Origin of the sequence: Nocardia neocaledoniensis (genome assembly GCF_003182135.1) — a bacterium.
Classification (GTDB): Bacteria; Actinomycetota; Actinomycetes; order Mycobacteriales; family Mycobacteriaceae; genus Nocardia; species Nocardia neocaledoniensis.
Genome location: NZ_QGTL01000021.1, coordinates 1 through 21,874, shown reverse-complemented (window position 1 = coordinate 21,874; position 21,874 = coordinate 1). Strand labels below are relative to the sequence as shown.

The window sequence follows — 21,874 nt, the reverse complement described above, 5'->3', positions numbered from 1 at the left end:
GCTCAGGCGCGTTGGTCGCGCAACAGGTTGCCGCCGATGATCAGCTTCTGGATCTCGCTGGTGCCCTCGTAGAGGCGCAGCAGCCGCACATCGCGGTAGATCCGCTCGACCGGGACCTCACGCATGTAGCCGGTGCCGCCGTGCACCTGCACGGCCAGATCGGCCACCCGGCCCGCCATCTCGGTGCAATACAGCTTGGCGGCCGAGGGTGCCAGGCGTCGGTCTTCGCCGGAGACGTACTTGGCGGCGGCGTCGCGCACGAGCGCCCGACCGGCGGAGACGCCGGTGTACTGCTCGGCCAGCATCGCCTGCACGAGCTGGTGATCGCCGATGGGGACACCACCTTGAGTGTTCACCGCGGCGTAGGCGACCGACTCGTCGAGGGCCCGCTGGGCCTGGCCGACGGCCAGAGCGGCGATGTGGACGCGACCGCGCACCAGTGAGACCATCGCGGCCTTGTAGCCGACGTCCTCGGCGCCGCCGACGAGCGCCGAATCCGGCACTCGCACACCGTCGAAGACGACATCGGCGGTCCAGGCGCCCTCCTGGCCCATCTTGGTGTCCTTCGGTCCGACGCTGATGCCGGGGGTGTCGGCGGGTACCAGGAACACCGCGATGCCCGGATCGCCCTTGACGGGTTCGCGGGTGCGCGCGAAGGTGACGAACAGGTCCGCGACCGGGGCGTTGGTGATGAAACGCTTCTGGCCGTCGATGATCCAATCGTCACCGTCACGGCGGGCACGGGTGCGCAAGCCGGCCGGGTTGGAGCCGGCGCCGGGTTCGGTGAGCGCGAAGGAGGCGACGACCTCGCCCGTGGCGATGCGTTCGAGCCACTGCTTGCGCTGCTCGTCGGTGCCGTAGTTGACCAGAACCTGACCGGCGATGCCGTTGTTGGTGCCGAACATCGAGCGCAGTGCGAGGGTCGTGTAGCCGAATTCCATGGCCAGCTCGACATCTTGGGAGAGATTCAGGCCGAGGCCGCCCCACTCCTGGGGGATGGCGTAGCCGAACAGCCCCATCTGCGCGGCGGCGTCCCGGATGTCATCGGGCATCCGGTCGGCCGCCATGATCTCGGTCTCCCGGGGCACGACCGCGGTGCGTACGTACTGCTTGACCTGGGCGAGGATGTCAGCGAAGTCCTCGTCGTCGACTGTGTTGCTCATGATCACCGATTCTGCGAGCGTCGGGGGGTGGCGTCCAATACCAGACCCCACACTATTTATGCAACATCAAACATAATGTCGGCAAAGGGCGGCCTTTGCCGTGCTATCGTAACTTAATATATTAAGTTGCAACAGGCGGCAGCGCTCGGCGCCGGACCGCCACGACGAGAGGACGCCATGAGCGGCTACGAGCGCTTCGAACATCTGCGGGTGGATGGCCCCGACGGCGCCGGCGTCGTCGAGCTGGTGCTGGACGGGCCCAATCTGAACGCCGTGAGCGAGGGCGCGCACGCCGATCTGGCCGAGGTGTGGCGTGCGTTCGACGCTGACCCGGCGGTCCGGGCGATCCTGATCCGTGGTGAGGGCAAAGGTTTCTCGGCAGGCGGGTCCTTCGACATGATCGCCAAGATGGTCGACGATTTCGGGGTGCGTTCGCGGGTCATGCGCGAAGCCCGCGACCTGGTCTACAACCTGCTCGACTGCTCCAAGCCCATCGTCTCGGCCATTCACGGACCCGCTGTCGGTGCGGGCTTGGTCGCCGGCGTACTGGCCGATGTCTCGGTGGCGGCCAAGTCTTCCAAGATCATCGACGGGCACACCCGGCTGGGTGTCGCCGCAGGCGATCACGCGGCCATCTGTTGGCCGCTGCTGTGCGGCATGGCCAAGGCCAAGTACTACCTGATGACCTGCCGTACTCTCACCGGCGACGAGGCCGAGCGCATCGGTCTGGTCTCGCTCAGCGTCGACACCGACGACGAGTTGCTGCCCGCCGCGCGCGAGGTTGCCCGCGAGCTGGCTCTGGGCGCGCCCACCGCCATCGGGTGGACCAAACAATCGCTCAATAACTGGTACCGCCAGGTGGCGGCGTCGATCTTCGACGCCTCCTGGGCGCTCGAGTTCTACGGTTTCGGCGGACCCGAGGTCCGCGAAGGGCTGGCCGCCCATCGTGAGCGCCGCGCGCCGAGTTTCTGAGCTGATAGGCAGGGCCCCGGGGGATCAGCCCTGGGGCCCTGTGCGCATGGCGGGTGTCTCGATCAAGCCGACGTGACTTCCGCTGTCACGCCGGCTGATCCGAGTATGGCGAGGACGGTGTCCGCGCTGTCGAGGATGTGGCGCTGGGTGATCGCCCGCGCGGCCCCAGCGTCTTGGTCGGCGAGGGCCCGGACCAGCCCCCGGTGGTCATCGCGAGAACTGGCGACATGTGCCTCCATCGAGGCGTAGAACCGATTGGGCAGCCGTTTGACGACGCTGTCCAGCAGGACGGTCAGCTGGTGCGAGGCGGCGGCCAGATTGATGATGCGATGGAACCGGTGGCCGAGTTCGGCCACCGTCGCGGTGTCGCCGTCGTGGGTCGCCTGCTCGAATGCGGCGTCGATGCGCTCGAGTTCGACGATCTGCTCCGGCGTGATGACCAGTGCCGCCCGGGCGGCCAGCTCCGAGGCGAACACCGCTTGCGACCAGAACAGATCGCGCACGTCATTCTCCGATACCGAGGCGACGATGAACCCGCGGCGGGGGACCAGTTCGATGAGGCCCTCGCCGCGCAGAGTCAGCAGTGCCTCCCGTATTGGCGTGTTGCTCACGCCCAGGATCCCGGCGATGGGTTCAGGCCGGACGTGTTCACCCTGGGCGATCTGGCCCGACATGATCATCTCCCTGATGTAGGCGGTGACCTCGTCGAGAAGCGGCTGGTTCCGCCTGTCCGGCGGGACCCCGGTCGGTCGGTTCATCCCACTCCTTACTGCTCGTTCGCGAATGCGAACATGGAAAACTTAATATATCAGATTTCCGGCGCTACGCCTGGCTGCGACCTTGTCGTGCCGTGCCCGACGTCTGGTCTGCGGAAACTACTTAAAATCTACGAGTCATTAGGTTACTATCGGTGAAAGAGCCGCTCGGTGGCAGTATGTGCCCAGCGTGTGCTCATCAATGCAATCGGTGATCAGTTAGAAACCGAATCCCTTCCCACAGCGTTCGCGGCCGTTCCAGGCCGAGCCCATGGAGGTGTCACGTGACAACGAAGACGACTGGCGATGGTCTGCGGATCGAGGTGTCGATCCCGCACCCCGACGCGGTCCTGGTCGGCGGGGTGTGGCGGCCCTCGCGCGGCGGGCAGTGGCGGCCGGTGATCTCCCCGGCGACCGAACGTCCGGTGACCGACGTGGTCGTGCCGACCGCGGCCGACGCCGACGACGCGGTCACGGCGGCCACCGAGGCCTTCACCGGGGAATGGCCGCGGCTGCCAGTCGGGCGTCGGGCGGAGGTGGTCTCCCGCTTCGCCGATCTTCTCGAGGAGCGGCTCGACGAGCTGACTCGGTTGTGGGCGGTCGAAGCCGGTATCCCGGTGCGCTGGGGCCGGACACTGCACCGGTTTGCCGCTGTCACCGCCTGGCGCACCGCCCTTGCGACAGCGGAATCCGCGCTCGCGGCCGAGTCCCGCTCCACCCCGGTCGGGCCGGTGTCGATCGAGTACGAAGCCGTCGGCCCCGTGGTGGCGGTGATGCCGTACAACGGACCGCTGCCCACCATCGGGTGCAAGGTGATCCCCGCGCTCCTGGCCGGTTCGACGGTGGTGGTGAAGGCGGCGCCCGAATCGGCATTGACCATGCGTCTGGTGTCGGAATGCGCTGTGGCGGCAGGTTTTCCGCCCGGGGTTCTGAGCATCCTCGCCGCAGATGCGGACGTGTCGGCCCACCTGGTACGCGATCCGCGGGTGGAGGTGGTCTCGTTCACCGGTGGCCCGCGCGCCGCAGCCGAGATCCTGCGGCAGACCGCGGACAATCTGCCCCGCACCGTCTTCGAGCTCGGGGGCAAGTCACCGGCGATCTTGCTCGACGATGTGGATCTCGAGATGTCCCTGCGGGCGTTGGTCGCGGGCTCGATGAGCGGCGCCGGCCAGGTGTGCGCCGCCCTGTCACGTATCCTCGTCCCCGCCGGTCGGCACGACGAGATTGCGGACGCCCTGGCCACCGCCTATCGCGCGTTGCGGATCGGTGATCCCGCCGAGAACGACACCGATCACGGACCGCTTGCCAACCGGGTCGCCTACGACCGCACGGAGGCGGCGGTACGCACTGCGGTCGCCGACGGTGCCGAGATCGTCTGCGGTGGCAAACGACCCGACGCACGGCCGGACGGCTGGTTCTACGAGCCCACCCTGCTGACCGGAGCCGACCCCCGCGACCGGGTGGCGCAGGAGGAGATCTTCGGGCCCGTCGCTGTCCTGCTGCCCTACGACGATGTCGACGAGGCGGTGCGCATCGCCGACGGCACTCGCTATGGCCTCGCGGCGAGTGTGTTCACCGCGGACCCTGAGCGCGGCCTCGCCGTCGCACGCCGACTTCGCTCGGGTTCGGTCGCGATCAACACCTTCGGCCCGACCATGGCGGCGCCCTTCGGCGGAGTGAAACGGTCCGGCTGGGGACGTGAATGCGGTCCCGAAGGGATCCGCGAATTCGCCGCGGCCAAACAGGTTCTTCTCGGCTGATCCGTGGATACGTCGAGAACCGTTCCAGCACAGAGAGAAACCAAGGAGTTGCAGATGACACAGCAGAGCGCATTGGTGACCGGTGGCGCCAGCGGTATGGGCCGGGCGAGTGTGGCCCGCTTCCTCGATCGTGGTTTCGGGGTGGTGATCGCCGACCTCAACGAGGAAGTCGCGCAGCGCACTGTCGCCGAGTTCACCGACCACGGTGCGGGCGACCGGGTCCGGTTCGTCCGCACCGATGTGAGCGAGGAAGCCGACTTCGAAGCCGCGGTGTCGCGCACACGGGCGGAATTCGGGCGCTTGGACGTCCTGGTCAATGCCGCCGGTGTCGGCGGGGCGTTCGGACCGTTGACCGAGATCGAGGTCGCCGACTGGGACTACACCTTCGACGTCGTGCTGCGCAGTGTCTTCCTCGGCACCAAGCACGCCGGCCGGGTCATGCGTGAGCAAGGCACCGGTGGGGCGATCGTCAACTTCGGCTCCATCGGTGCCCAGGCCGCCGGCATCGGCGTTCAGGCATACTCGGTCGCCAAGGCCGGCGTCGAGCACCTGACCCGGATGGCCTCCCTGGAGTTCGCCCCCGACCGAATCCGGGTGAACGCGGTCTCGCCCGGCATCATCACCACGCCACTGATCGGAATGACCTCCGACGACCTCGCCCCGGTGCTGGGCACGATCCAGCCCCTGCCCTACGCCGGGGTCGCCGACCACGTCGCCGCGGTGGTGTCCTTTCTGGCCAGCGAGGAGGCCGCCTTCATCACCGGTGAGGTGATCACGGTCGACGGTGGCATGATGGCAGCAGGTCCCCAGCTCGGTGACCTGGTGAACAACAACCCGGCGCTGCGCGGCTTGGTTGGCGTGAACCGCGGCAGCACCGGTGCCCGGTCGACCATCCACCGCAAGGTCGAGGTGCTCGCGGAAGGCACGCGATGACCACTGAGCTCACAGCATCGCCCGCGCAGCGTCGCGCGGCACTGGAAGCGGAGTTCGCGCCCTGGGTGCCGCGGACCCTGGACCAGCAGTTCGACCATACGGTCGAACGGTTCCCCGACCGGCCCTACGTCATCGCTGGGGATCTCGTCCTGACCTATCGTGAGGTGCAGCGATGGGCCCGTCGGCTCGCCGACGGTCTGGCCGCGATCGGGGTGCGCCCGGGTGATCACGTCGGGCTGATCATGGCCAACTTCCCGGAGTACACCCCGTTGAAGATGGCGATCGCCCGGGTCGGCGGCGTGGCCGTGCCGCTGAACTACCTCTACCGCACCGACGAACTGGGCTATGTGCTGGCCCAGTCCAATTGCCGGGTCCTGATCACTATGACCGGATTCCGGGACATGGACTATCTGGCCATGCTCGACGAGCTGGCCCCCGGTTGGGATCGCACGGGCGTGCCGGTGATCGGCGAACTGTCGCGCGTGGTGATGTTCGATCCGGCCGGTGCCGGGACCGGCCGCGACGGTGTGCTCGACCTGTCGGATGTCGAGCGGATCGGCGAGGAGCACACCGGCCTGGCGCCCGGCGGCCTGCGTGACCCCGGCGACCCGTCCGACATCCTCTACACCTCCGGCACCACCGGCAGCCCCAAAGGCGTGCTGTTGACCCACGACGCGCTGCAGCGCACTTCCTACGGGTCGGCCTACTGCCGTGCGCTGCCCGACGGCAACCGGGTGGTCTTCGCTCTGCCGTGCTATCACCTGTTCGCCTACGAACATGCCATCCAGGCCTCGTTGTTCGTCGGCGGCGCGATCCTCCCGCAACCGAAGTTCGAGCCCCTCGAGTACTTCGCCGCGATCGAGAAGCATCGCGTCACCGATCTGCTCGGCGTGCCGACCATGAGTGTGGCACTGGTGCAACACCCGGAGCGGGACCGGTTCGACCTGTCCTCGCTACAACGCATGCTGTCGGGCTCGGCGGTGGCGCCGAGCTGGCTGTGGGAGCGAATCGAAGAGGCACTCGGTGTCACCGAACTGACCACCGCGTATGGCATGACCGAAATCGGCGCGAGCGTGATGACCCAGCCCGAGGACCCGGTGTCGGTACTGACCAGAACAGTCGGCAGACCCAAACCCAGTGGGGCAGCCGGAATTCCGGAATTCGGGGGAGTCCTCGCCCAATATCGGGTGTTGGATCCGGCGACTGGCGACGAAGTGCCGGCCGGGCAGGAGGGAGAACTGGTCTCCCGTGGTCCGTCGACGATGCTGGGCTACTGGAATCGCCCGGAGGACACCGACGCGGTGCTCCGTGCGGGCTGGCTGCACTCGGGCGATGTCGGCAGGTTCCTGCCCGACGGTTCCCTCGTGATCACCGGCAGGGCCAAGGACCTGTACAAGAGCGGCGGAGAACTGGTGATGCCTAAGGAGGTCGAGGACCTGCTCACCCGACAGCCGGGCGTGAGTCAGGCCTACGTCGTCGGCGTGCCCGACGAGCTGTGGGGGGAGTCGGGCTGTGCCTTCGTCATCCCGGATCCGGGCGCAACCCCGGACCCCGAGGAGCTGATCGCTGCGTGCCGGGCCGGTCTCGCCCGGTTCAAGGTGCCCCGTCACGTGTTCATCACAGGAGCGCAGGACATACCGCAAACCAGTACCGGCAAAGTGCAGAAGTTCCGGTTGGTGCCGATCGCCCAGCGTCTCATCGGGCCCGAACAGGCGCGAACGACAGTGGCCGAGCTGAGTTTTCACGAACGCGGGTGATCACCCGCCACACCCGCGAACAGGAGGGTCCGCATGGTCGCGGAGATGTCGGTGATCGACCGACGGGTCTTCTCGGGCCATTCGGGCACCTGTTCGAGGGTGTGCACGATGAACAGACGCAGCACGTACGGGTCGATATCGGACCGCAGTTCACCGGAATCGATGGCCGCGTCGATCAGTTCCTCCCACAGCCGGCCGAAGGCCTGCCGGATCGGCCGCAACCGGTCCTGGATCTCCGCCGGGAGCTGTCGGTAGCTGCGGATGTAGGCCGGCGACATATAACCGAGCTCGAGAATGGCGGCCACGAAGCCGTCGACCGCGGCGGCGAGCCGCTGGCCGGGGGTCGCGTTCTCCGGCAGCTGATCGACCACGACGCGCACCTGGCCGTGGGTGAACTGGATTCCGTAGCGCAGCACCTCCTCGACCAGCGCTTCCTTGGAGCTGAAGTGGTAGTACAGGCTGCCCGCCTGTAAGCCTGCCTCGTCGGCCACGTCCGACAGCCGGGTTCCGCTGTAGCCGTGGGTCACCAGCAGCCGGGCGGCGGCGTCGATGACTCGCCTGCGAGTCGCCGCGGACTTGCTCAGCCCTCGCGCCGGGCGGGTGGAAGCGGTACTCGAGCGTGGCATGGGCCTGGTTCCCCTCTGTCGTCGGATTGCCGGCGGGCAGCGCGGCCAATATTTCTAACAAACTGAAGAATACATCGTTCGATCCCGGAGCTGCTGTGCCGCGGTTGATGTCGTCTGAGGCCGGCAACCGTCAGATTTACCAGCATGTGCGGTCCAGAAAATAAACAGAGTGTGGTCTTGCGCACATGTGAAGTGCGTTATATTTTTTCCATAACCCGTTAGATTTTGTCCCGCGATACCGACGGGGCCGCGGATCCCGGCCCGTTGCCGTGGCCGACCCGCCGTTCTTCCCACAACGACGTAGAGGAGAAATCATGACCATCGCCCATCCCCGCCCGAGCGAGCCGACACTGTCGGTCGCGCGCGCGGGCGTGCCCGGCGCGTGCCCGCGCTGCGCGGCCGAATCGGTGCAGAGATACCCGGTGCTGTCCGAAGGTGGCTGGTTCGACGTCGTGAAGTGCGCGAACTGCCTGTACTCCCTGCGCCGTGACCCGGGTCCGAAGCTGGGACCGATCGAACTGCTGGCGGACCGGATCTGACCGGCGCCGCACACCACGAAAGACGAAGGGAACGAAGCAGTGCCGCACACCATAGGCATGATCGGCGTCGACGTCGGCGGAACCTTCACCGACATCGTGTCGGTGAAGAACGGCCGGATCGAGACCGTCAAGGTCGCCACGAACGTCACCGAAAGCTACAAGGCAGTCCTGGAAGGGGCCGCCGAGGTCGGTGTCACCGACGCCGCGGTCTTCAACCACGCCAGCACTCACGGGCTGAACGCGATCATCACCCGGCGTCTGCCCAAGATCGCGTTTCTCACCACGGAGGGGCACCGTGACATCCTCGACATGGCCCGCGCCCAGCGCCCGGCCCACGCCAACACCGACCCCCGTTGGCGACGCAGCTTCGGCGACGTCACCGCGCCGATCGTGCCGCGTTACCTGCGCCGCGGCGTCCTCGAGCGAATCGGTGCCGATGGGTCGGTGGTGATCCCGCTCGATGCCGCGCAGGCCCGCGAACAGCTGCGGATCCTCGGCGGCTGCGGGATCGAGGGTGTGGCCATCTGTCTGCTGAATTCCTACGTCGACGGCACCCACGAGCGGCAGCTGCGCGACCTCGTGCGCGAGGAGCTCGGCGACATCGCGTGCTCGATCTCGAGCGAGGTGTCGCCGCTGGCACGCGAGTATCCGCGTGCCTCGACCACCGTCGTCGACGTCCTGATGAAGAAGATCTACGGGCCGTACGCCAAGCAGCTCGAATCCGGGCTCACCGGGCTGGGATTCACCGGTGACCTGAACTTCGCAGACTGCGCGGCGACGCTGGCTCCGATCGATGTCGCCCTCGAACGCCCGTCGCGCATCGTGTTCTCCGGTCCAGCGGCGGGCACGGTCGCGTGTGCCCGGCTCGGCGCGATGATCGACGAGCCCAATCTGCTGTGTGTCGACATCGGCGGCACCTCGGCCGACATCAGTCTCGTGACCGGCGGCGATCCTTTCGTCAACACCACGTTCGAACTCGAACACGACCTGCTGGTCAACACGCTGTCCAACGAGATCGTCAGCGTCGGCGCCGGTGGGGGCAGCATCGTGAGCATCACCCCGACCGGCGAGATCCAGGTGGGGCCGGAGAGCGCGGGCGCCGATCCGGGACCGGCCTGCTACGGACGCGGTGGGACCGTGCCCACCACGACCGACACCTTTCTGCTGATCGGCATCCTCGACGGCACCCGTTTCGCCGCGGGCCGGTCCACGCTGGACCCAGCCCTGTCTGCGGCGGCGTTCGACCGGCTCGACACCAAGGCCACACTGTCGGAGCGGGTCCGCTTCGCCTACCGCATGGCCGTCAACAATGTGGCCGAAGGCATTCTCGACGTCATCGTCAAGGACGGTGTCGACCCCCGCGACTACGCGATGGTCTCCTTCGGTGCGGCCGGGTCGATGATGCTGCCCGCGCTGCTCGACCTGATCAATCTCAAATCGGTCATCGTGCCGCCGTATCCCGGTTTGTTCTCGGCCCTGGGCCTGGTCAGCGCGGACCAGGTGCACGCCGACAGCCGCACCTCCTACACGATCCTCACCCCCGACGCGGCCGAGGACATCGACACCGTCTACCGCGAGATGGAAGCCGAGATGCGCCACGAGCTCGGCAACGATGCAGAGACGGTCACCTTCGTGCGCACCTTCGACGGCCATCTCATGGGCCAGGTCTGGGAGACCCCGTTCGTCGAGGTACCGGGCGGGACCATCACCGCCGAGGCGATCGAGCAGATGATCACCAACTTCCACGACGGCTACGAGAAACGCTCGGGTAACCGGTTCGAGGGGATGCCGGTGCAGGGCGTCACCTACCGGCTCACCGCGGTGGTGCCCACCGCGAAGGTCGAATACCCGCGCCCGGCGCGCCGTCCCTCCGGTGAGCGCCCGATCCCGACCGGCACGGTCACCCTGCACCACCTCGAGGACGTCGACATCGTGGCGCAGGAGTTCGAGCGCGAGCAGCTGCTGCTCGGCGATGTGATCACCGGTCCGGCCGTGATCCGTGAACCGCTGTCGACGACCTTCGTGCTGGCCGGCCAGACGGCTCGGGTCGGCAGCGTCGGCGAAATCGTCATCACCCGTACCGAGGAGAACTGATCATGATCACCCCCACTCTCGCAGTCTCCGCCGGGCTCGCCCCGCCGCAGACCCTCCTGCGGGACCTGAGCGATGACGAATTCGCGAGCCGCTACGACTGCGATCGCTTCACCGCCGGTGTGGTCGCCAACCGGCTGCGCTACTCGGTACAGCACGTCACCACCGGACTGCTGCATCGCGCGTTCTCTCCGATCATCGCCCTGTGCTATGACTTCGCGGCCTGCATCTGCGCACCGCCGGAACAGGACTACGCCATGAGCGCGGTCACCAACGGCCTGTCGGTGTTCCTGGGCACGATGTCGGATGCGGTGCGGGTGACGGTCGAGGAATATGGCCCCGAGCGCCTGGTGCCCGGCGACCTGCTGGTCTGCAACGACGTCTACCGCGTCGGGAACCATTACAACGACGTACTTTTCGTCCGCCCGGTATTTTACGACGAGAAGATCGTCGGTTTCCTGGCGCTGCGGGCACACCAGCTCGACGCCGGCGGTATCTTCCCTGGCGGCTTCTCGGCGATGAAGCACAACATCTACGAGGACGGCATCGTCATCAGCCCGCGCCTGCTATACCACGCGGGCGAGCCGGTACGCGAGACCTTCTCGCTGATCTTCGACAACGTCCGGCTGGGCGAGCTGATGCTGCCCGACTTCAAGACCATCCACGGCTGCTGCACGCTCGGCGAGCGGCTTATCCGCGAGACCATCGACCGCTACGGCATCCAGGCCTACCTGGGCAGCATGCGCTACGCCTGCGACGCCTCGGCCGAACGGATGCGCGGCGCCTTCGCCTCCCTGCCCGACGGCGACTACAGCGGATCGGGGCGGCTGGACGCCGACGGAGTCGACGATGCCGAGGAGTACGTCGTCCGGCTGAACCTGCGCAAACGGGGGAGCGCGGTGGAAGTCGACTTCAGCGGCTCGTCCCGGCAGGCGCGTACCTGTATCAATGCCGGTGCGCTGGATGTGAAGACGGCGGTGGGCGTCGGCTTGAAGATGGTGCTCTCGCCCGACAGTGAGTTCACCTCGGGCACCTTCCGCGACTTCGACATCCTGGTGCCGCCGGGTTCGATCACCAGCGCGCTGCCGCCGGACGGCGCGGTGTTCTGCTATTACGAGGTTCAGTCGCTGATCGTTACCATCCTGCTGCGGGTGCTCGGGCCCGTGCTCGGGGCCGACGCGCTCGGCGGTGACTTCGGCGCCGCCTATGTCCACAACGCCAACGGCGTGGGACCGGACGGCACGCCGTGGTTCTGTTCGGCGATGGCAGGCGGGGAACACGGCCCACGCGGCGGTTCGAAAGAGGGTGACGGCGACGGCTGCTCGTGCGCCTACATCTTCAACCTGATGTCGCCGTCCACTGAATCGCTCGAGGCCGACTTCCCGTTGCGCATCATGCGCCGCGAGTTCGTTGCCGACACCGCGGGACCCGGTGTGGCCCGGGGTGGCGCCGCGATCGTCAAGGACATCCAGTACACCCAGGCCGGGCAGCACCAGACCGTCCCATTGCGATTCCGCGAGGCCAGCGGAGTCGGGGTGTACGGCGGCCGAGACGGGGCACTGGGCGGGGTCTGGATCTTCGGTCAGGACGGTGCGCCGGTCACCGGGCCCGAATCGCTGATCGGTTTCGGTCCCGCGGTATACGCCGGCTCGGTCGCGGTGGCGGGGACGCTCGATCCGGCGAGCCAGGTACCCGATCCGGACGGCGAGTTCTTCTACTACGGACGCACCCCGATCTGGTCGACCGCCACCGGAGCCACGTGGCGCTACCTGACCAACGGCGGTGGCGGATGGGGTGATCCGTTCGCCCGCGACCCCGAACTCGTCAAGCGGGACGTGCGCGACGAGTACATCACCGTCGAAGGTGCCGCTCGCGACTTCGGCGTGGTCGTGGTCGGCGACGCGTACGCCGACCCGGAAGGTCTGCGTGTCGATCTCGCGGCCACCGAGTCGCTGCGCGCCGCGGAAGCCTGACCAACGGCCCGGGCCGCAACTCTCCGCCCCCAGGTGCGGCCCGGGCCACATCGCGCAGCGGCACTGTCCTGATGTGGGCCACAACACTTTAAGTATGATATATTGTGTCTCACACTGCGGCGCAGGCTGCGGCGGATCGTGAACGGGAGTGCGACGTCTTGAGCGAATCGACAACGCAGCGCGCGCAGCCGCTGTCGGGGCTGCGCGTGTTGGATCTGACGGTGGCGCTGGCCGGGCCCTACGGGACGCTGCTGCTGGCCGGCCTCGGTGCCGAGGTCATTAAGATCGAATCACCGGTCGGCGGCGACATCGCCCGGTTCAACCCACCCTTCCACGGTCGGGGCGGGATACACTTCGACGCGGTGTCGGAGGGGGACATCTCGCTGTCGATCCTGGCCAGGGCGCGCCAGAAGAAGTCGATCACGCTCGACCTGAAGTCGCCCGAGGGGCGCGCGCTGTTCTTCCGCCTGGCCGAGGACGCCGACGTCGTCTTCGAGAACCTCAGCGACGGCACCGTGCAGCGCCTCGGCGTGGATTACGAGTCGGTACGGGCGGCCAACCCCCGAATCGTCTACTGCTCGGTGAACGGGCTCGGCGCGCCAAGCATGTACCCGGGTGTTAAGGCCATGGACATCACGGTGCAGGCCCTGAGCGGCTTGATGGACACCACCGGGTTCGCCGACGGTCCGCCGATCCGGACCGGTGTCGCCATCTCCGACATGCTCGCCCCGCTGTATGCGGTCATCGGTCTGCAATCGGCCTTGCTGCAGCGCACGGTCACCGGCGAGGGCCAGCATGTGCAGGTCTCGATGCTCGAGTGTGTGACCTCGTTGCTGCCGTTCGAGCACCCGGATGTGCTGCAGCGGCACGGTTTTCCAGCCCGCTCGGGTAACAGCCACAGTCGGCTGGCGCCCTTCGGTGTCTATCCGACGAGCGACGGTTACGTTTCGATCGCCGCGGCGAGCGACACCTGGGCGCGCTCGATCTTCGAAGCCATCGGGCTACCCGACCTCATCGACGACGAACGGTTCGCCGGTCGCGGGCCACGCGCGGTCAACGCCGCTGTCCTCGACGAGCTGATCGAGGCCTGGACCCGCGGGCACACCTCGGCGGAGGTCATCGAGGAACTCAACGTGCGCCGCGGAGTGCCCTGTGTTCCGGTGCGCACCGCGCTGGAAGCGCTCGCCGATCCGGCCCTGTTCGAGCGCGGTGCGCTGCAGCGGCTCGAAGATCCGCGGGTGGGCCCGATCGACGCCGTCGCGGGCGGCATCCCGATCCACATGTCGGGCTCCCGAGTCGGCCTCGACCAGCCCGCTGCCGAACTCGGCACGCACAACGACGAGGTATACCGGGACCTGCTCGGACTCGACGCCGACGAACTCGAAGCGCTGAAGGTCAAACGCGTCATCTGACGCGGTTTGGCGGTTGTATTCCGATGGGCGGCCTGCGGTTCCACCGACCTCGGATGTTCCCGAAGAATTCCGTTCGACACTCCGGCCGGCACCGCACGACCCACTATCCGGAGCCCGCGAGACAAGGTGGTGTCGCGTGCGCAGCACTACGCAGAGCCCAGAACAACCGTCCTTCCGCACTGACATCGCCACGGCGTGGCGCCGGTCGCGGCTGTACGGAATCAGCGACGACATCGCGTTTCCCGCGCAGACGCCGCCCCGACTCGACGACAGCCTCGCCCGCGCGGCCCTCCCCGTCCTCGACCGGGCACTGTCGGACCTGGACGGCGCCCCGCTGGCGATGGCGCTCGCCGACCGTACGGCCCGCCTGGTCGACGTGCGCAGCCCCGACCCCCTGGTCCGGGCCCCGTTGGTCGAGCTCGGGCTGGTGCCCGGCGCCCAGCTGGCCGAGGACGTGATCGGTACCAACGCGGTGGGCACGCCACTGGAGACGCGTAGCGCGCTGCTGGTCCAAGGCCCCGAGCACTTCAACCGCGCCCTGCATCGATTCACCTGTTACGGTCACCCGATCCTGCATCCGGTGACCGGTCGGCTCATCGGCGTCCTCGACATCGGGGGACCGACCGGCTCGGACCACCGACTGTTCCCGCAACTCGTCCGCCGCATGGTGCGCGATATCGAGGAACGGCTGCAGCGTGATTCTCAGCAGACCCACCACCGGTTGCTCGACGTGTTCCAGCAGGCCACCAAACGCCGTGGCCGTCCGGTCGTGGTCATGGGCGACGAGCTCGTGCTGGCGACGCCGGCGGCGCTGGGGATGCTGGAGCCCCCCGATCACGCGGCGCTGCGTACCTGCGCCGAGCTCACCCACGCCGGTGGGGATCGCAGCCACCGGCTCACCCTCACCTCGGGTCGCGCGATCGAGATGGCGTGTACGCCCATCGACGATGTCGACGGCACGCTGATCGACATCGTCGCCACCGAGATCGCGCCGCGGCCCCGGCGCGCCGTGAAACCCCGCGCCCTTGCCTGGCCCCTGCTCGTGGCCGGCGAGCCCGGATCGGGGCGGACCACCGAAGCCCGGACTGTCGCGGGAACCGACGCCGAGATCATCGACGCCGCCGACGTGGTCGCCCTCGGTGAGGACGCGTGGGCGGCGAACGCGGCGTGCCTGCTGCAGTCGGCGGGGCCCGCGGTGATCGTCGAACACGTTCACCTGCTTTCGGACGCGCTGGTCACCCTGCTGTCGCGATGGCTCGGCACCACCAGCCGTCGGGTCGTGCTCACCTGCGCTCCCGACGACGGGTCTGCTCGCGCGCAAGACAGGTTGATGGCACTGTGCGCCTCGTACCGAGAACTGCTGCCGTTGCGCAGGCGACGGGAGGAAATCCCGCGGCTGGCGCAGCTGATGTTCGCCGATGCCGCTGGTGCCGATGGGCGTGCCCGCATGACCCCCGAAACATTGCGGGTACTGGCCGAGCAACCCTGGCCCGGCAATCTCGCCGAACTGCGGCGAGTGGTGGGTGCGCTCGCGGCCACCCGCACAGCGGGCGACATCGTGCCCGCCGATCTGCCCGGTTCCCACCGCTTCCGTGGCCGCGGATCGACCTCGCCCCTGCGGCTGGCCGAGCGCGAGATCATCGTCAACGCGCTGGAAGCCGCGGGCGGCAATCGCAAGCAGGCGGCGCGAGCCATCGGTCTGAGCCGATCGACCCTCTACAACCGGATGCGTGCGCTGCACATCGACTGAGTATTCCGGTCACCTTCCATCATCCCTTCGCAGAAACAGGTTCGAAAGAGTATGGCTATCAACGACTTCGCCGCCGACCTCGACCGCACTCCGGCGTCGCTGCACGTCGCCTTCGGTTCCTCTGGAGGCGATGGGCAGCTGCTGATCGACGGAGCGTGGCGTGACGCCGCGTCGGGAGCGAGGTTCGACGTGGTCGATCCCGGCACCGGTGACGCGGTCGCGTGTCTGGCCGAGGCGGGCGCGGCCGATGTCGATGCCGCGGTCGCCGCAGCCCGCCGTGCGTTCGAGGAGGAACGCTGGCTGCGCCTGTCCGCAGCCCAGCGCGGCGTGGTGTTGTGGCGGGCCGCCGAGCTCATCGAGGCCGATATCGAGAACCTCGCCCGCCTGGAAAGCCTCGACGTCGGCATGCCGATCAGCCAAGCCAGGCTCATGATCGGCGAGGCGGTCAACATGTTCCGCTACTTCGCCGGCTGGGCCGACAAGATCCATGGGCGCACCGCCGATATCGGCCCGGCCGAGATGCGCTTCCAGGGCCACACCTACAAAGAGCCGGTCGGTGTGGCGGGTCTGATTGTGTCCTGGAACGCGCCGATGGTCGGGATGGCGATGAAGGTGCCCGCCGCACTGGCCGCCGGGTGTGCCTGCGTGCTCAAACCCTCGGAGAACGCCTCACTGACCGCGCTCGCGCTCGGGCGGCTCCTGCTCAGGGCGGGCGTGCCCGACGGTGTGGTCAATGTGGTGACCGGTGGAGGCACCGCGGGTGCGGCGCTGGTGGCCCACGACGACGTGGACAAGATCAGTTTCACCGGATCGACCGCCGTCGGCCGCAAGATCGTGCAGGCGGCAGCCGGGAACCTGAAGAAACTCTCGCTCGAACTCGGCGGCAAGTCTCCTGTCATCGTGCTCTCCGACGCGGACCTCGACCAGGTCATCCCTGGAGTTGCCAAGGGCATCTTCTGGAATTCGGGCCAGATCTGCACCTCCGGTACCCGGCTGTTCGTCCACGACAGCGTCTACGACCGCGTGGTCGAGGGGGTGGCGGCCGAGGGCCGGGCGCTGAAGCTCGGCTACGGCACCGACTCTGCGGCCGACCTCGGTCCGCTGATCTCCCAGCAGCATCTCGATCGCGTCCACGGATACGTCACCGAAGGACTCGCCGAGGGCGCGAGTCTTGTCAGCGGCGGCAGGCGCTACGGCGACCAGGGCTTTTTCTACGAACCGACCGTGGTCGCTGACGTAACACCGGCGATGCGCATCGTGCGCGAGGAGATCTTCGGCCCGGTCATCGGCGCCATGTCCTTCACCGATCTCGACGAGGCGATCACGGCGGCCAACGACACCGAATACGGTCTGGCAGGCAGTGTCTGGACCCGCGACGTCGCCGTCGCCCAGCGCACCGCGCGCCGCCTGCGGACCGGCCGGGTCGGTATCAACGTGCACCGCGCGGGTGGTGCGGCCATGCCCATCGGCGGTTTCAAGCAGTCGGGCTGGGGCCGGGAGTGTGGACCCGACGGGGTCGAGGAGTACCTGGAGACGAAATCGGTGATCACGCTGCTCGACCGATGAGATCGGGGCTGTTGTGCTGGAAATCTGTTCCGGTGCAGCAGTATTCACGAAACCGTCGGAAGCACCTGCTCGGACAGGTGCAGGACGCGGCGCAGCGTGGGATCGTGATCGCCTTGTCGCCACACCAGGTATCCGAGTACTGGAGCGATGGGGATGTCGCCGGCGAGCGGCATGACCCGGACTCCCTCGGTGGGCAGGGTGGCCGCAGCCGCGTCGGTGGTGAAATGCAGCCCGACTCCGGCGGCGACGAGTGCGACGCACGTCCACGAGTCCGGCGCAGTCTGCGCGATCTCCGGCTCGAACCCCGCGGCGCGGCACGCCGCTGTGAACGTCGAGCGAACAGCGGAACCGGAACCTTCCGGCAGCGTGATGAACGGCTCGTAACGGAGTGCGGTGAGCGACACGGCATCCCGCTGTGCGACTGGGTGGGACGCAGGTACCACCAGCACGCCGAGTTCGCGGGCTACCGGTCGGCACTCCACCTCGGGCGGGGCGCACGCGAAACGCGCGATGGCCAGGTCGGTGGACCGGTCCAGGAGCTCGTCGAGTACGCCGGGACCGTAACGTCCCGGCCGCACAGCCAGCGTGATGCCCGCGTGCCGTTCACGGATCGCTCGCGCCAGCCTGCCCACCATCGCCTGAGAGGACGGTCCCGCGAAGCTGAGCCGTACTGTGCCCGCCTCACCCCGATGCGCGGCGGTGACATCGGCGCGTGCCCGCGCCTCGATCCGCAGCATCGCCGCGGCGGAATCGCGCAGTACGTGTCCGGCATGGGTCAGCTCGACCCGACGAGTAGTGCGTTCGAACAACGGCGTGCCCAAGTCGGCCTCCAGCGCCCGGACGGACCGGCTGAGATAGGGCTGGGCCAGATGAAGACGTTCCGCCGCGCGGCCGAAGTGCAATTCCTCGGCGACGGCGCAAAAGATCTCCAGCTGACGCAACTCCATTAAAGTATTGTATATTATCAACCGGACTAGAAGAGGAGGGTCGGATGACCTCGGCGCCCAGCTCGCCGTTCGCGGTGGGCGATGGAACAGGACAGCGCGACCTGGGTGGCGAACGACGGCAGCTGCCTGAAGAAGTGGCGGGCCATGTGCGGGAACGGATCATCTCGGGCCAGGTGCGCCCAGGTGAGTTCGTCCGTGCCGAGGCCGTCGCCGAGACGCTCGGCGTCAGCAACACTCCGGTCCGTGCGGCGCTGCTCATGCTGAGTGCCGACGGCTTCCTGGAACTGGTGCCGCGCCGGGGTTACCGGGTCGTCGGGTTCACCCGTGAGGACGTGCGTGACATGTTCTGGCTGCGCGCCACGGTGTCGGGGGAGTTGGCGGGCCGCGCGGCGACCCGAATCTCCGCCGAACGCCTCGATCACCTCGACGACGTGGTCGAGGCGCACGTGCGCGCCGCCAGGGAGAACATCGATGTGGAGCGGATTCTGGACCTAGGCCACGAATTCCATCGGGTCGTGAACCTCGCGGCCGAGTCGCCGCGGCTGGCGATCGCACTGGGGGCCATGGTCAAACAGCTCCCGAACCGCTTCTACTTCGATATCGAGGGGCATGGCGACGATTCCGTGCGTGACCACCCGGCCATTCTCGACGCGCTGCGGCGGCGCCGGGCCGACTCGGCGACCAGCCTGATGCGCGAGCACATCATGGCAGGCGCCGACGACCTCGTCTCTCAGCTGGAGAAGGTGGGGATGTGGGACGAAGAGCCGGGGTGATCCTCTGGCGGGCACGTCGGTGAATTCGTAGTACCCGGTGATAGAACGCATCGCCCAGGACGAGCACGGGGCCGCAGGAAGAACTGTGGTGCTGCGGTGGGCCGTACCCCTCGCTCGTGGCAATCGATACCACCAGGTGGCCTGGGATGTGTCTCGCGAGTCGAGAAGCCGGAGAATCCGTCGCCGAGGCCCGTGTCCGACTCATTCCAGAGGCCAGGTCGATCCGTCTCGTCGCGGAGGTTGCCGCGGCCGATCCGAGATGGTCATGTCGACGCGGACCCGCGGCCGATCCTTCGGTTTCCCGACTTACGGTCATCTTCACCGCGGCCCGGCGAGGCTGCCTGCGATGGAGACGACGAAACGCCAGGCGACTGGTTCGTGTTGGGTGGGGCGGGTCGGCTGGTTGGCTAGGCCACGGCCTTGTTGTAGGCGTCGACGATTTCGGCGGCGATGCGGCCGCGTGCGGAGACTTTGTGGCCGTTTTCGGCTGCCCAGGCTCGGATGGCGGTGAGGTCGTTGCGGTTTCGGGTGGGTGTGGCCGGTGTGGCGGTGTTGCGGCTGGTCGATTTGGTTGTGCGGCCGGTTTTGCGTGCGTGTGCGACCCAGTGCGCCAGGTTGTCGCGGAGCTTGGCGGCGTTGCTGTCGGAGAGGTCGATTTCGTAGAGGGCGCCATCGATGCCGAAGGTGACCGTTTCGCTAGCGGGGGTGGTGCCGTCGATGTCGTCGACTATGTTGACTACCACTTTGCGTGCCATGCGGGTGTTCCTATCTGGCGGATGAATTGGCCGACACTGCCGCCCGGGTTAGGGGGGCAGTATGGATGACTATCTCACGCCGGGATTTTTTGTGTAGCCCGAGGTTTCGGCGATCGCCGGCCGTGACGAAGCGTGGGCATATAAGGGGACGCCTGCTGGATCCTTTGGAATCTGTGCGCCTGGTGCTAGCTCACGCACAACGTCGCTGTTGTACGGCGGTACACCCATACTGGTTCGGTGGGATGGTCTGATGTCGGTGTCGCGGCTATGTCTGACGGTGGGAGGACTGTGGCGCAGTGGGTGGCGTCCTCGATCGTGCCGGGGTTAATCTTGGCGCAGTTGGTCCGTAGTCACGGATAGTCGGTGGCCAGGCTGCTGCGTGCGAGGGGGATGTTGTGGAACCTGGCGACGCGGTCGGCGACCAGATGGGCCCTCCGGCGCCGCGGCCGTGTGTGAGTTGTCCGTACCGGCGTGATGTTCCCAGTGGGGTGTGGGATTTCGGCGAGTACGAGAAGCTGCGTAACTATGACGGGGACATGGGTGTGCAGGCGCCTCATCTGTTCCAGTGTCACCAGACCGACGCGGACTCGGCTGTGCGGCGGATGGGTGGGCTGCCACGGCGGGGGCGAACTGTTGGCATTGCGCCTTGCGTTGATTCAGGCGCGGATCAGCCCGCACACATTCGAACAGGCGCAGGGCTACGAGTCGCCGGTGCCGTTGTTCACCTCGGGTGCTGAGGCTGCCGGGCATGGTCAGAGCGACAGCGATCAACCCGGGTTGGATGCCCAGCTGGCGATCTGGAAGGTCGCTCGCACTCGATCGGACCTGAATCTGGCCGATTCTGGATTCTCCGACGAATGACGACAGAAAGGGGATCGGTCGCGGTCACTCGAGGATGGTGGCGTGTTCGAGGTGGTCCGCGGCCGCGAGGTCGTGGAGGTAGTCATGCCCGGTGGCGGTTGAGGTAGAGGGTAGTTCGGGATTGAACTGTCGCGACTGAACTGTCGCGCGGTTCGTCCACGTTCATGTGGCGGCAGCGGATGGCTAGGCATGAATGCCGACCGGACCCGCTGATTCTCGACGAACGTGCGGCCGGAGGGCTTGTTTAGCGCACTGTACTTAACACCTACCTCGACACTATCGTCACCGACTTGATGGGGGCAGCGCATCATGGAGATGCTGGACACTGCAGCGCGAATCGAGGATCTTCGACTCAATGTCGCTTAGACATGGCCTTCAGAGTGGGAGGTGGACAAGGTGGTCGAGACTGGCGCAAGGACGGCAGCGGTGCGGCGACCGGGGTGTTGGTTTGACTATTGTGGTTTTGCTCGAAAAGTGAATGTAATTCTGTCGAGTGCTGTGTGAACATGCAGGTCAGTTAGTGTGCTCCCCGCGCGAGCGGGGATGAGCCCGGAAAGAAGCCACCATGTTCGACGCCCTGTTCGTGCTCCCCGCGCGAGCGGGGATGAGCCCCGACTTGATCCGGCCGATGTGAATGCGGCCGGGTGCTCCCCGCGCGAGCGGGGATGAGCCCGGTGGCGACGGCGTCATGTTCATCATCGAGCGGTGCTCCCCGCGCGAGCGGGGATGAGCCCCGATGCTGGCGCCCGAACCGGAACCGGCCCCGGTGCTCCCCGCGCGAGCGGGGATGAGCCCTCGATACTGACGGAGGCGAAAACGTCTGTGTCGTGCTCCCCGCGCGAGCGGGGATGAGCCCTGGAACCGCGTCGAGTGCTGGTCCTGCGGCGAGTGTGCTCCCCGCGCGAGCGGGGATGAGCCCCACGTGCTCGCCGCGGTGCCGCGCGTCGACAGGTGCTCCCCGCGCGAGCGGGGATGAGCCCCACGTCCGAGAGCAGCCGAAGCAACTTCAGGAGTGCTCCCCGCGCGAGCGGGGATGGAGACCTCCCGCATGAGCTGCGCGACGGTCTTCTGCTCGTGCTCCCCGCGCGAGCGAGGATGAGCCCCGAATCGAATTGGCTTGTGGTGAAGAGCTGCTGTGCTCCCAGGCTGAGGTTCCCCCGCTAATCCAGAGAGCGGATTATCTGGTTCCAGTAGGAACCCGGTGATGATAGCTGGCTTCGTACTCGTCGGGTGATCGCCAG

The 21,874-nt window shown here is 67.3% G+C and carries 16 protein-coding genes, 1 pseudogene and 1 CRISPR repeat array; of the genes and pseudogenes, 12 read left to right on the top strand and 5 right to left on the bottom strand.

What is annotated here, in order from left to right; translation table 11 throughout:
• Nucleotides 1-2 precede the first annotated feature (2 nt).
• Nucleotides 3-1,163 carry an acyl-CoA dehydrogenase family protein gene (locus DFR69_RS33080; RefSeq protein WP_110041637.1) on the bottom strand — a complete coding sequence of 387 codons (1,161 nt, stop codon included), beginning with the start codon at nucleotides 1,161-1,163 and terminating at the stop codon, nucleotides 3-5.
• A 177-nt stretch (nucleotides 1,164-1,340) separates the two neighbouring features.
• Between DFR69_RS33080 and DFR69_RS33075 the strand changes: the two genes are divergently transcribed.
• On the top strand, nucleotides 1,341-2,135 hold the full coding sequence (locus DFR69_RS33075) for an enoyl-CoA hydratase/isomerase family protein (RefSeq protein WP_110041636.1): 795 nt from the start codon (nucleotides 1,341-1,343) through the stop codon (nucleotides 2,133-2,135).
• Nucleotides 2,136-2,197: 62 nt separating this feature from the next.
• On the opposite strand, the gene DFR69_RS33070 is transcribed toward DFR69_RS33075, so the two are convergent.
• On the bottom strand, nucleotides 2,198-2,893 hold the full coding sequence (locus DFR69_RS33070; RefSeq protein ID WP_110041635.1) for a GntR family transcriptional regulator: 696 nt from the start codon (nucleotides 2,891-2,893) through the stop codon (nucleotides 2,198-2,200).
• A 281-nt stretch (nucleotides 2,894-3,174) separates the two neighbouring features.
• Here DFR69_RS33070 and DFR69_RS33065 point away from each other — a divergent pair, with 281 nt between their 5' ends.
• From DFR69_RS33065 to DFR69_RS33055, 3 genes are read left to right on the top strand one after another with little or no spacing between them, the layout of a single operon-like run.
• Nucleotides 3,175-4,650, top strand: a complete 1,476-nt coding sequence (locus DFR69_RS33065; RefSeq protein ID WP_167456496.1) for an aldehyde dehydrogenase family protein — start codon at nucleotides 3,175-3,177, stop codon at nucleotides 4,648-4,650.
• A gap of 54 nt (nucleotides 4,651-4,704) precedes the next feature.
• Complete coding sequence (locus DFR69_RS33060) at nucleotides 4,705-5,583, top strand: SDR family NAD(P)-dependent oxidoreductase (protein ID WP_110041633.1); 879 nt, start codon at nucleotides 4,705-4,707, stop codon at nucleotides 5,581-5,583.
• Nucleotides 5,580-7,340, top strand: coding sequence for a class I adenylate-forming enzyme family protein (locus DFR69_RS33055; RefSeq protein WP_110041632.1), 1,761 nt, complete (start codon nucleotides 5,580-5,582; stop codon nucleotides 7,338-7,340). Before DFR69_RS33060 ends, DFR69_RS33055 begins: the two co-directional genes overlap by 4 nt.
• On the opposite strand, the gene DFR69_RS33050 is transcribed toward DFR69_RS33055, so the two are convergent.
• Nucleotides 7,325-7,966: a TetR/AcrR family transcriptional regulator gene (locus DFR69_RS33050; RefSeq protein ID WP_110041631.1), complete on the bottom strand. Its 642-nt coding sequence runs from the start codon at nucleotides 7,964-7,966 to the stop codon at nucleotides 7,325-7,327. The genes DFR69_RS33055 and DFR69_RS33050 overlap by 16 nt on opposite strands.
• A 314-nt stretch (nucleotides 7,967-8,280) precedes the next feature.
• On the opposite strand from DFR69_RS33050, the gene DFR69_RS33045 reads away from it, so the two are divergent.
• From DFR69_RS33045 to DFR69_RS33020, 6 genes are all read left to right on the top strand, one after another.
• Nucleotides 8,281-8,505: a hypothetical protein gene (locus tag DFR69_RS33045; RefSeq protein ID WP_110041630.1), complete on the top strand. Its 225-nt coding sequence runs from the start codon at nucleotides 8,281-8,283 to the stop codon at nucleotides 8,503-8,505.
• A gap of 39 nt (nucleotides 8,506-8,544) precedes the next feature.
• Nucleotides 8,545-10,599: a hydantoinase/oxoprolinase family protein gene (locus DFR69_RS33040; RefSeq protein ID WP_244198583.1), complete on the top strand. Its 2,055-nt coding sequence runs from the start codon at nucleotides 8,545-8,547 to the stop codon at nucleotides 10,597-10,599.
• 2 nt (nucleotides 10,600-10,601) lie between these two features.
• Nucleotides 10,602-12,569, top strand: a complete 1,968-nt coding sequence (locus DFR69_RS33035; RefSeq protein WP_110041628.1) for a hydantoinase B/oxoprolinase family protein — start codon at nucleotides 10,602-10,604, stop codon at nucleotides 12,567-12,569.
• Nucleotides 12,570-12,727: 158 nt separating this feature from the next.
• Nucleotides 12,728-13,981, top strand: a complete 1,254-nt coding sequence (locus DFR69_RS33030) for a CaiB/BaiF CoA transferase family protein (RefSeq protein ID WP_110041627.1) — start codon at nucleotides 12,728-12,730, stop codon at nucleotides 13,979-13,981.
• Between the two features lie 136 nt (nucleotides 13,982-14,117).
• Nucleotides 14,118-15,731, top strand: a complete 1,614-nt coding sequence (locus DFR69_RS33025) for a sigma-54-dependent Fis family transcriptional regulator (protein WP_110041626.1) — start codon at nucleotides 14,118-14,120, stop codon at nucleotides 15,729-15,731.
• Nucleotides 15,732-15,782: 51 nt separating this feature from the next.
• Nucleotides 15,783-17,297, top strand: a complete 1,515-nt coding sequence (locus DFR69_RS33020) for an aldehyde dehydrogenase family protein (protein ID WP_110041625.1) — start codon at nucleotides 15,783-15,785, stop codon at nucleotides 17,295-17,297.
• Between the two features lie 44 nt (nucleotides 17,298-17,341).
• Here DFR69_RS33020 and DFR69_RS33015 read toward each other — a convergent pair whose 3' ends face one another.
• Nucleotides 17,342-18,265 carry a LysR substrate-binding domain-containing protein gene (locus tag DFR69_RS33015; protein WP_208644086.1) on the bottom strand — a complete coding sequence of 308 codons (924 nt, stop codon included), beginning with the start codon at nucleotides 18,263-18,265 and terminating at the stop codon, nucleotides 17,342-17,344.
• Between the two features lie 23 nt (nucleotides 18,266-18,288).
• On the opposite strand from DFR69_RS33015, the gene DFR69_RS33010 reads away from it, so the two are divergent.
• Nucleotides 18,289-19,017 (top strand): GntR family transcriptional regulator, encoded by a 729-nt coding sequence (locus DFR69_RS33010; RefSeq protein WP_110041623.1) that lies wholly within the window; start codon nucleotides 18,289-18,291, stop codon nucleotides 19,015-19,017.
• 407 nt (nucleotides 19,018-19,424) lie between these two features.
• Here the strand turns inward: DFR69_RS33010 and DFR69_RS33005 are convergent, their stop codons facing one another.
• On the bottom strand, nucleotides 19,425-19,772 hold the full coding sequence (locus tag DFR69_RS33005; protein WP_110041622.1) for a histone-like nucleoid-structuring protein Lsr2: 348 nt from the start codon (nucleotides 19,770-19,772) through the stop codon (nucleotides 19,425-19,427).
• A gap of 425 nt (nucleotides 19,773-20,197) precedes the next feature.
• On the opposite strand from DFR69_RS33005, the pseudogene DFR69_RS33000 reads away from it, so the two are divergent.
• A pseudogene (locus DFR69_RS33000) lies at nucleotides 20,198-20,633 on the top strand (DUF6283 family protein).
• Between the two features lie 522 nt (nucleotides 20,634-21,155).
• A CRISPR array of direct repeats spans nucleotides 21,156-21,736; the repeat unit is 29 nt; unit sequence GTGCTCCCCGCGCGAGCGGGGATGAGCCC.
• Nucleotides 21,737-21,874 lie beyond the last annotated feature (138 nt).

Excerpts from the sequence above, each read along its gene's own strand:
- DFR69_RS33075 (WP_110041636.1), top strand. The coding sequence starts at position 1,341 with ATGAGCGGCTACGAGCGCTTCGAACATCTGCGGGTGGATGGCCCCGAC.
- DFR69_RS33035 (WP_110041628.1), top strand. The coding sequence starts at position 10,602 with ATGATCACCCCCACTCTCGCAGTCTCCGCCGGGCTCGCCCCGCCGCAG.
- DFR69_RS33020 (WP_110041625.1), top strand. The coding sequence starts at position 15,783 with ATGGCTATCAACGACTTCGCCGCCGACCTCGACCGCACTCCGGCGTCG.
- DFR69_RS33050 (WP_110041631.1), bottom strand. The coding sequence starts at position 7,966 with ATGCCACGCTCGAGTACCGCTTCCACCCGCCCGGCGCGAGGGCTGAGC.
- DFR69_RS33080 (WP_110041637.1), bottom strand. The coding sequence starts at position 1,163 with ATGAGCAACACAGTCGACGACGAGGACTTCGCTGACATCCTCGCCCAG.
- DFR69_RS33045 (WP_110041630.1), top strand. The coding sequence starts at position 8,281 with ATGACCATCGCCCATCCCCGCCCGAGCGAGCCGACACTGTCGGTCGCG.
- DFR69_RS33070 (WP_110041635.1), bottom strand. The coding sequence starts at position 2,893 with ATGAACCGACCGACCGGGGTCCCGCCGGACAGGCGGAACCAGCCGCTT.
- DFR69_RS33005 (WP_110041622.1), bottom strand. The coding sequence starts at position 19,772 with ATGGCACGCAAAGTGGTAGTCAACATAGTCGACGACATCGACGGCACC.
- DFR69_RS33010 (WP_110041623.1), top strand. The coding sequence starts at position 18,289 with ATGACCTCGGCGCCCAGCTCGCCGTTCGCGGTGGGCGATGGAACAGGA.
- DFR69_RS33060 (WP_110041633.1), top strand. The coding sequence starts at position 4,705 with ATGACACAGCAGAGCGCATTGGTGACCGGTGGCGCCAGCGGTATGGGC.
- DFR69_RS33055 (WP_110041632.1), top strand. The coding sequence starts at position 5,580 with ATGACCACTGAGCTCACAGCATCGCCCGCGCAGCGTCGCGCGGCACTG.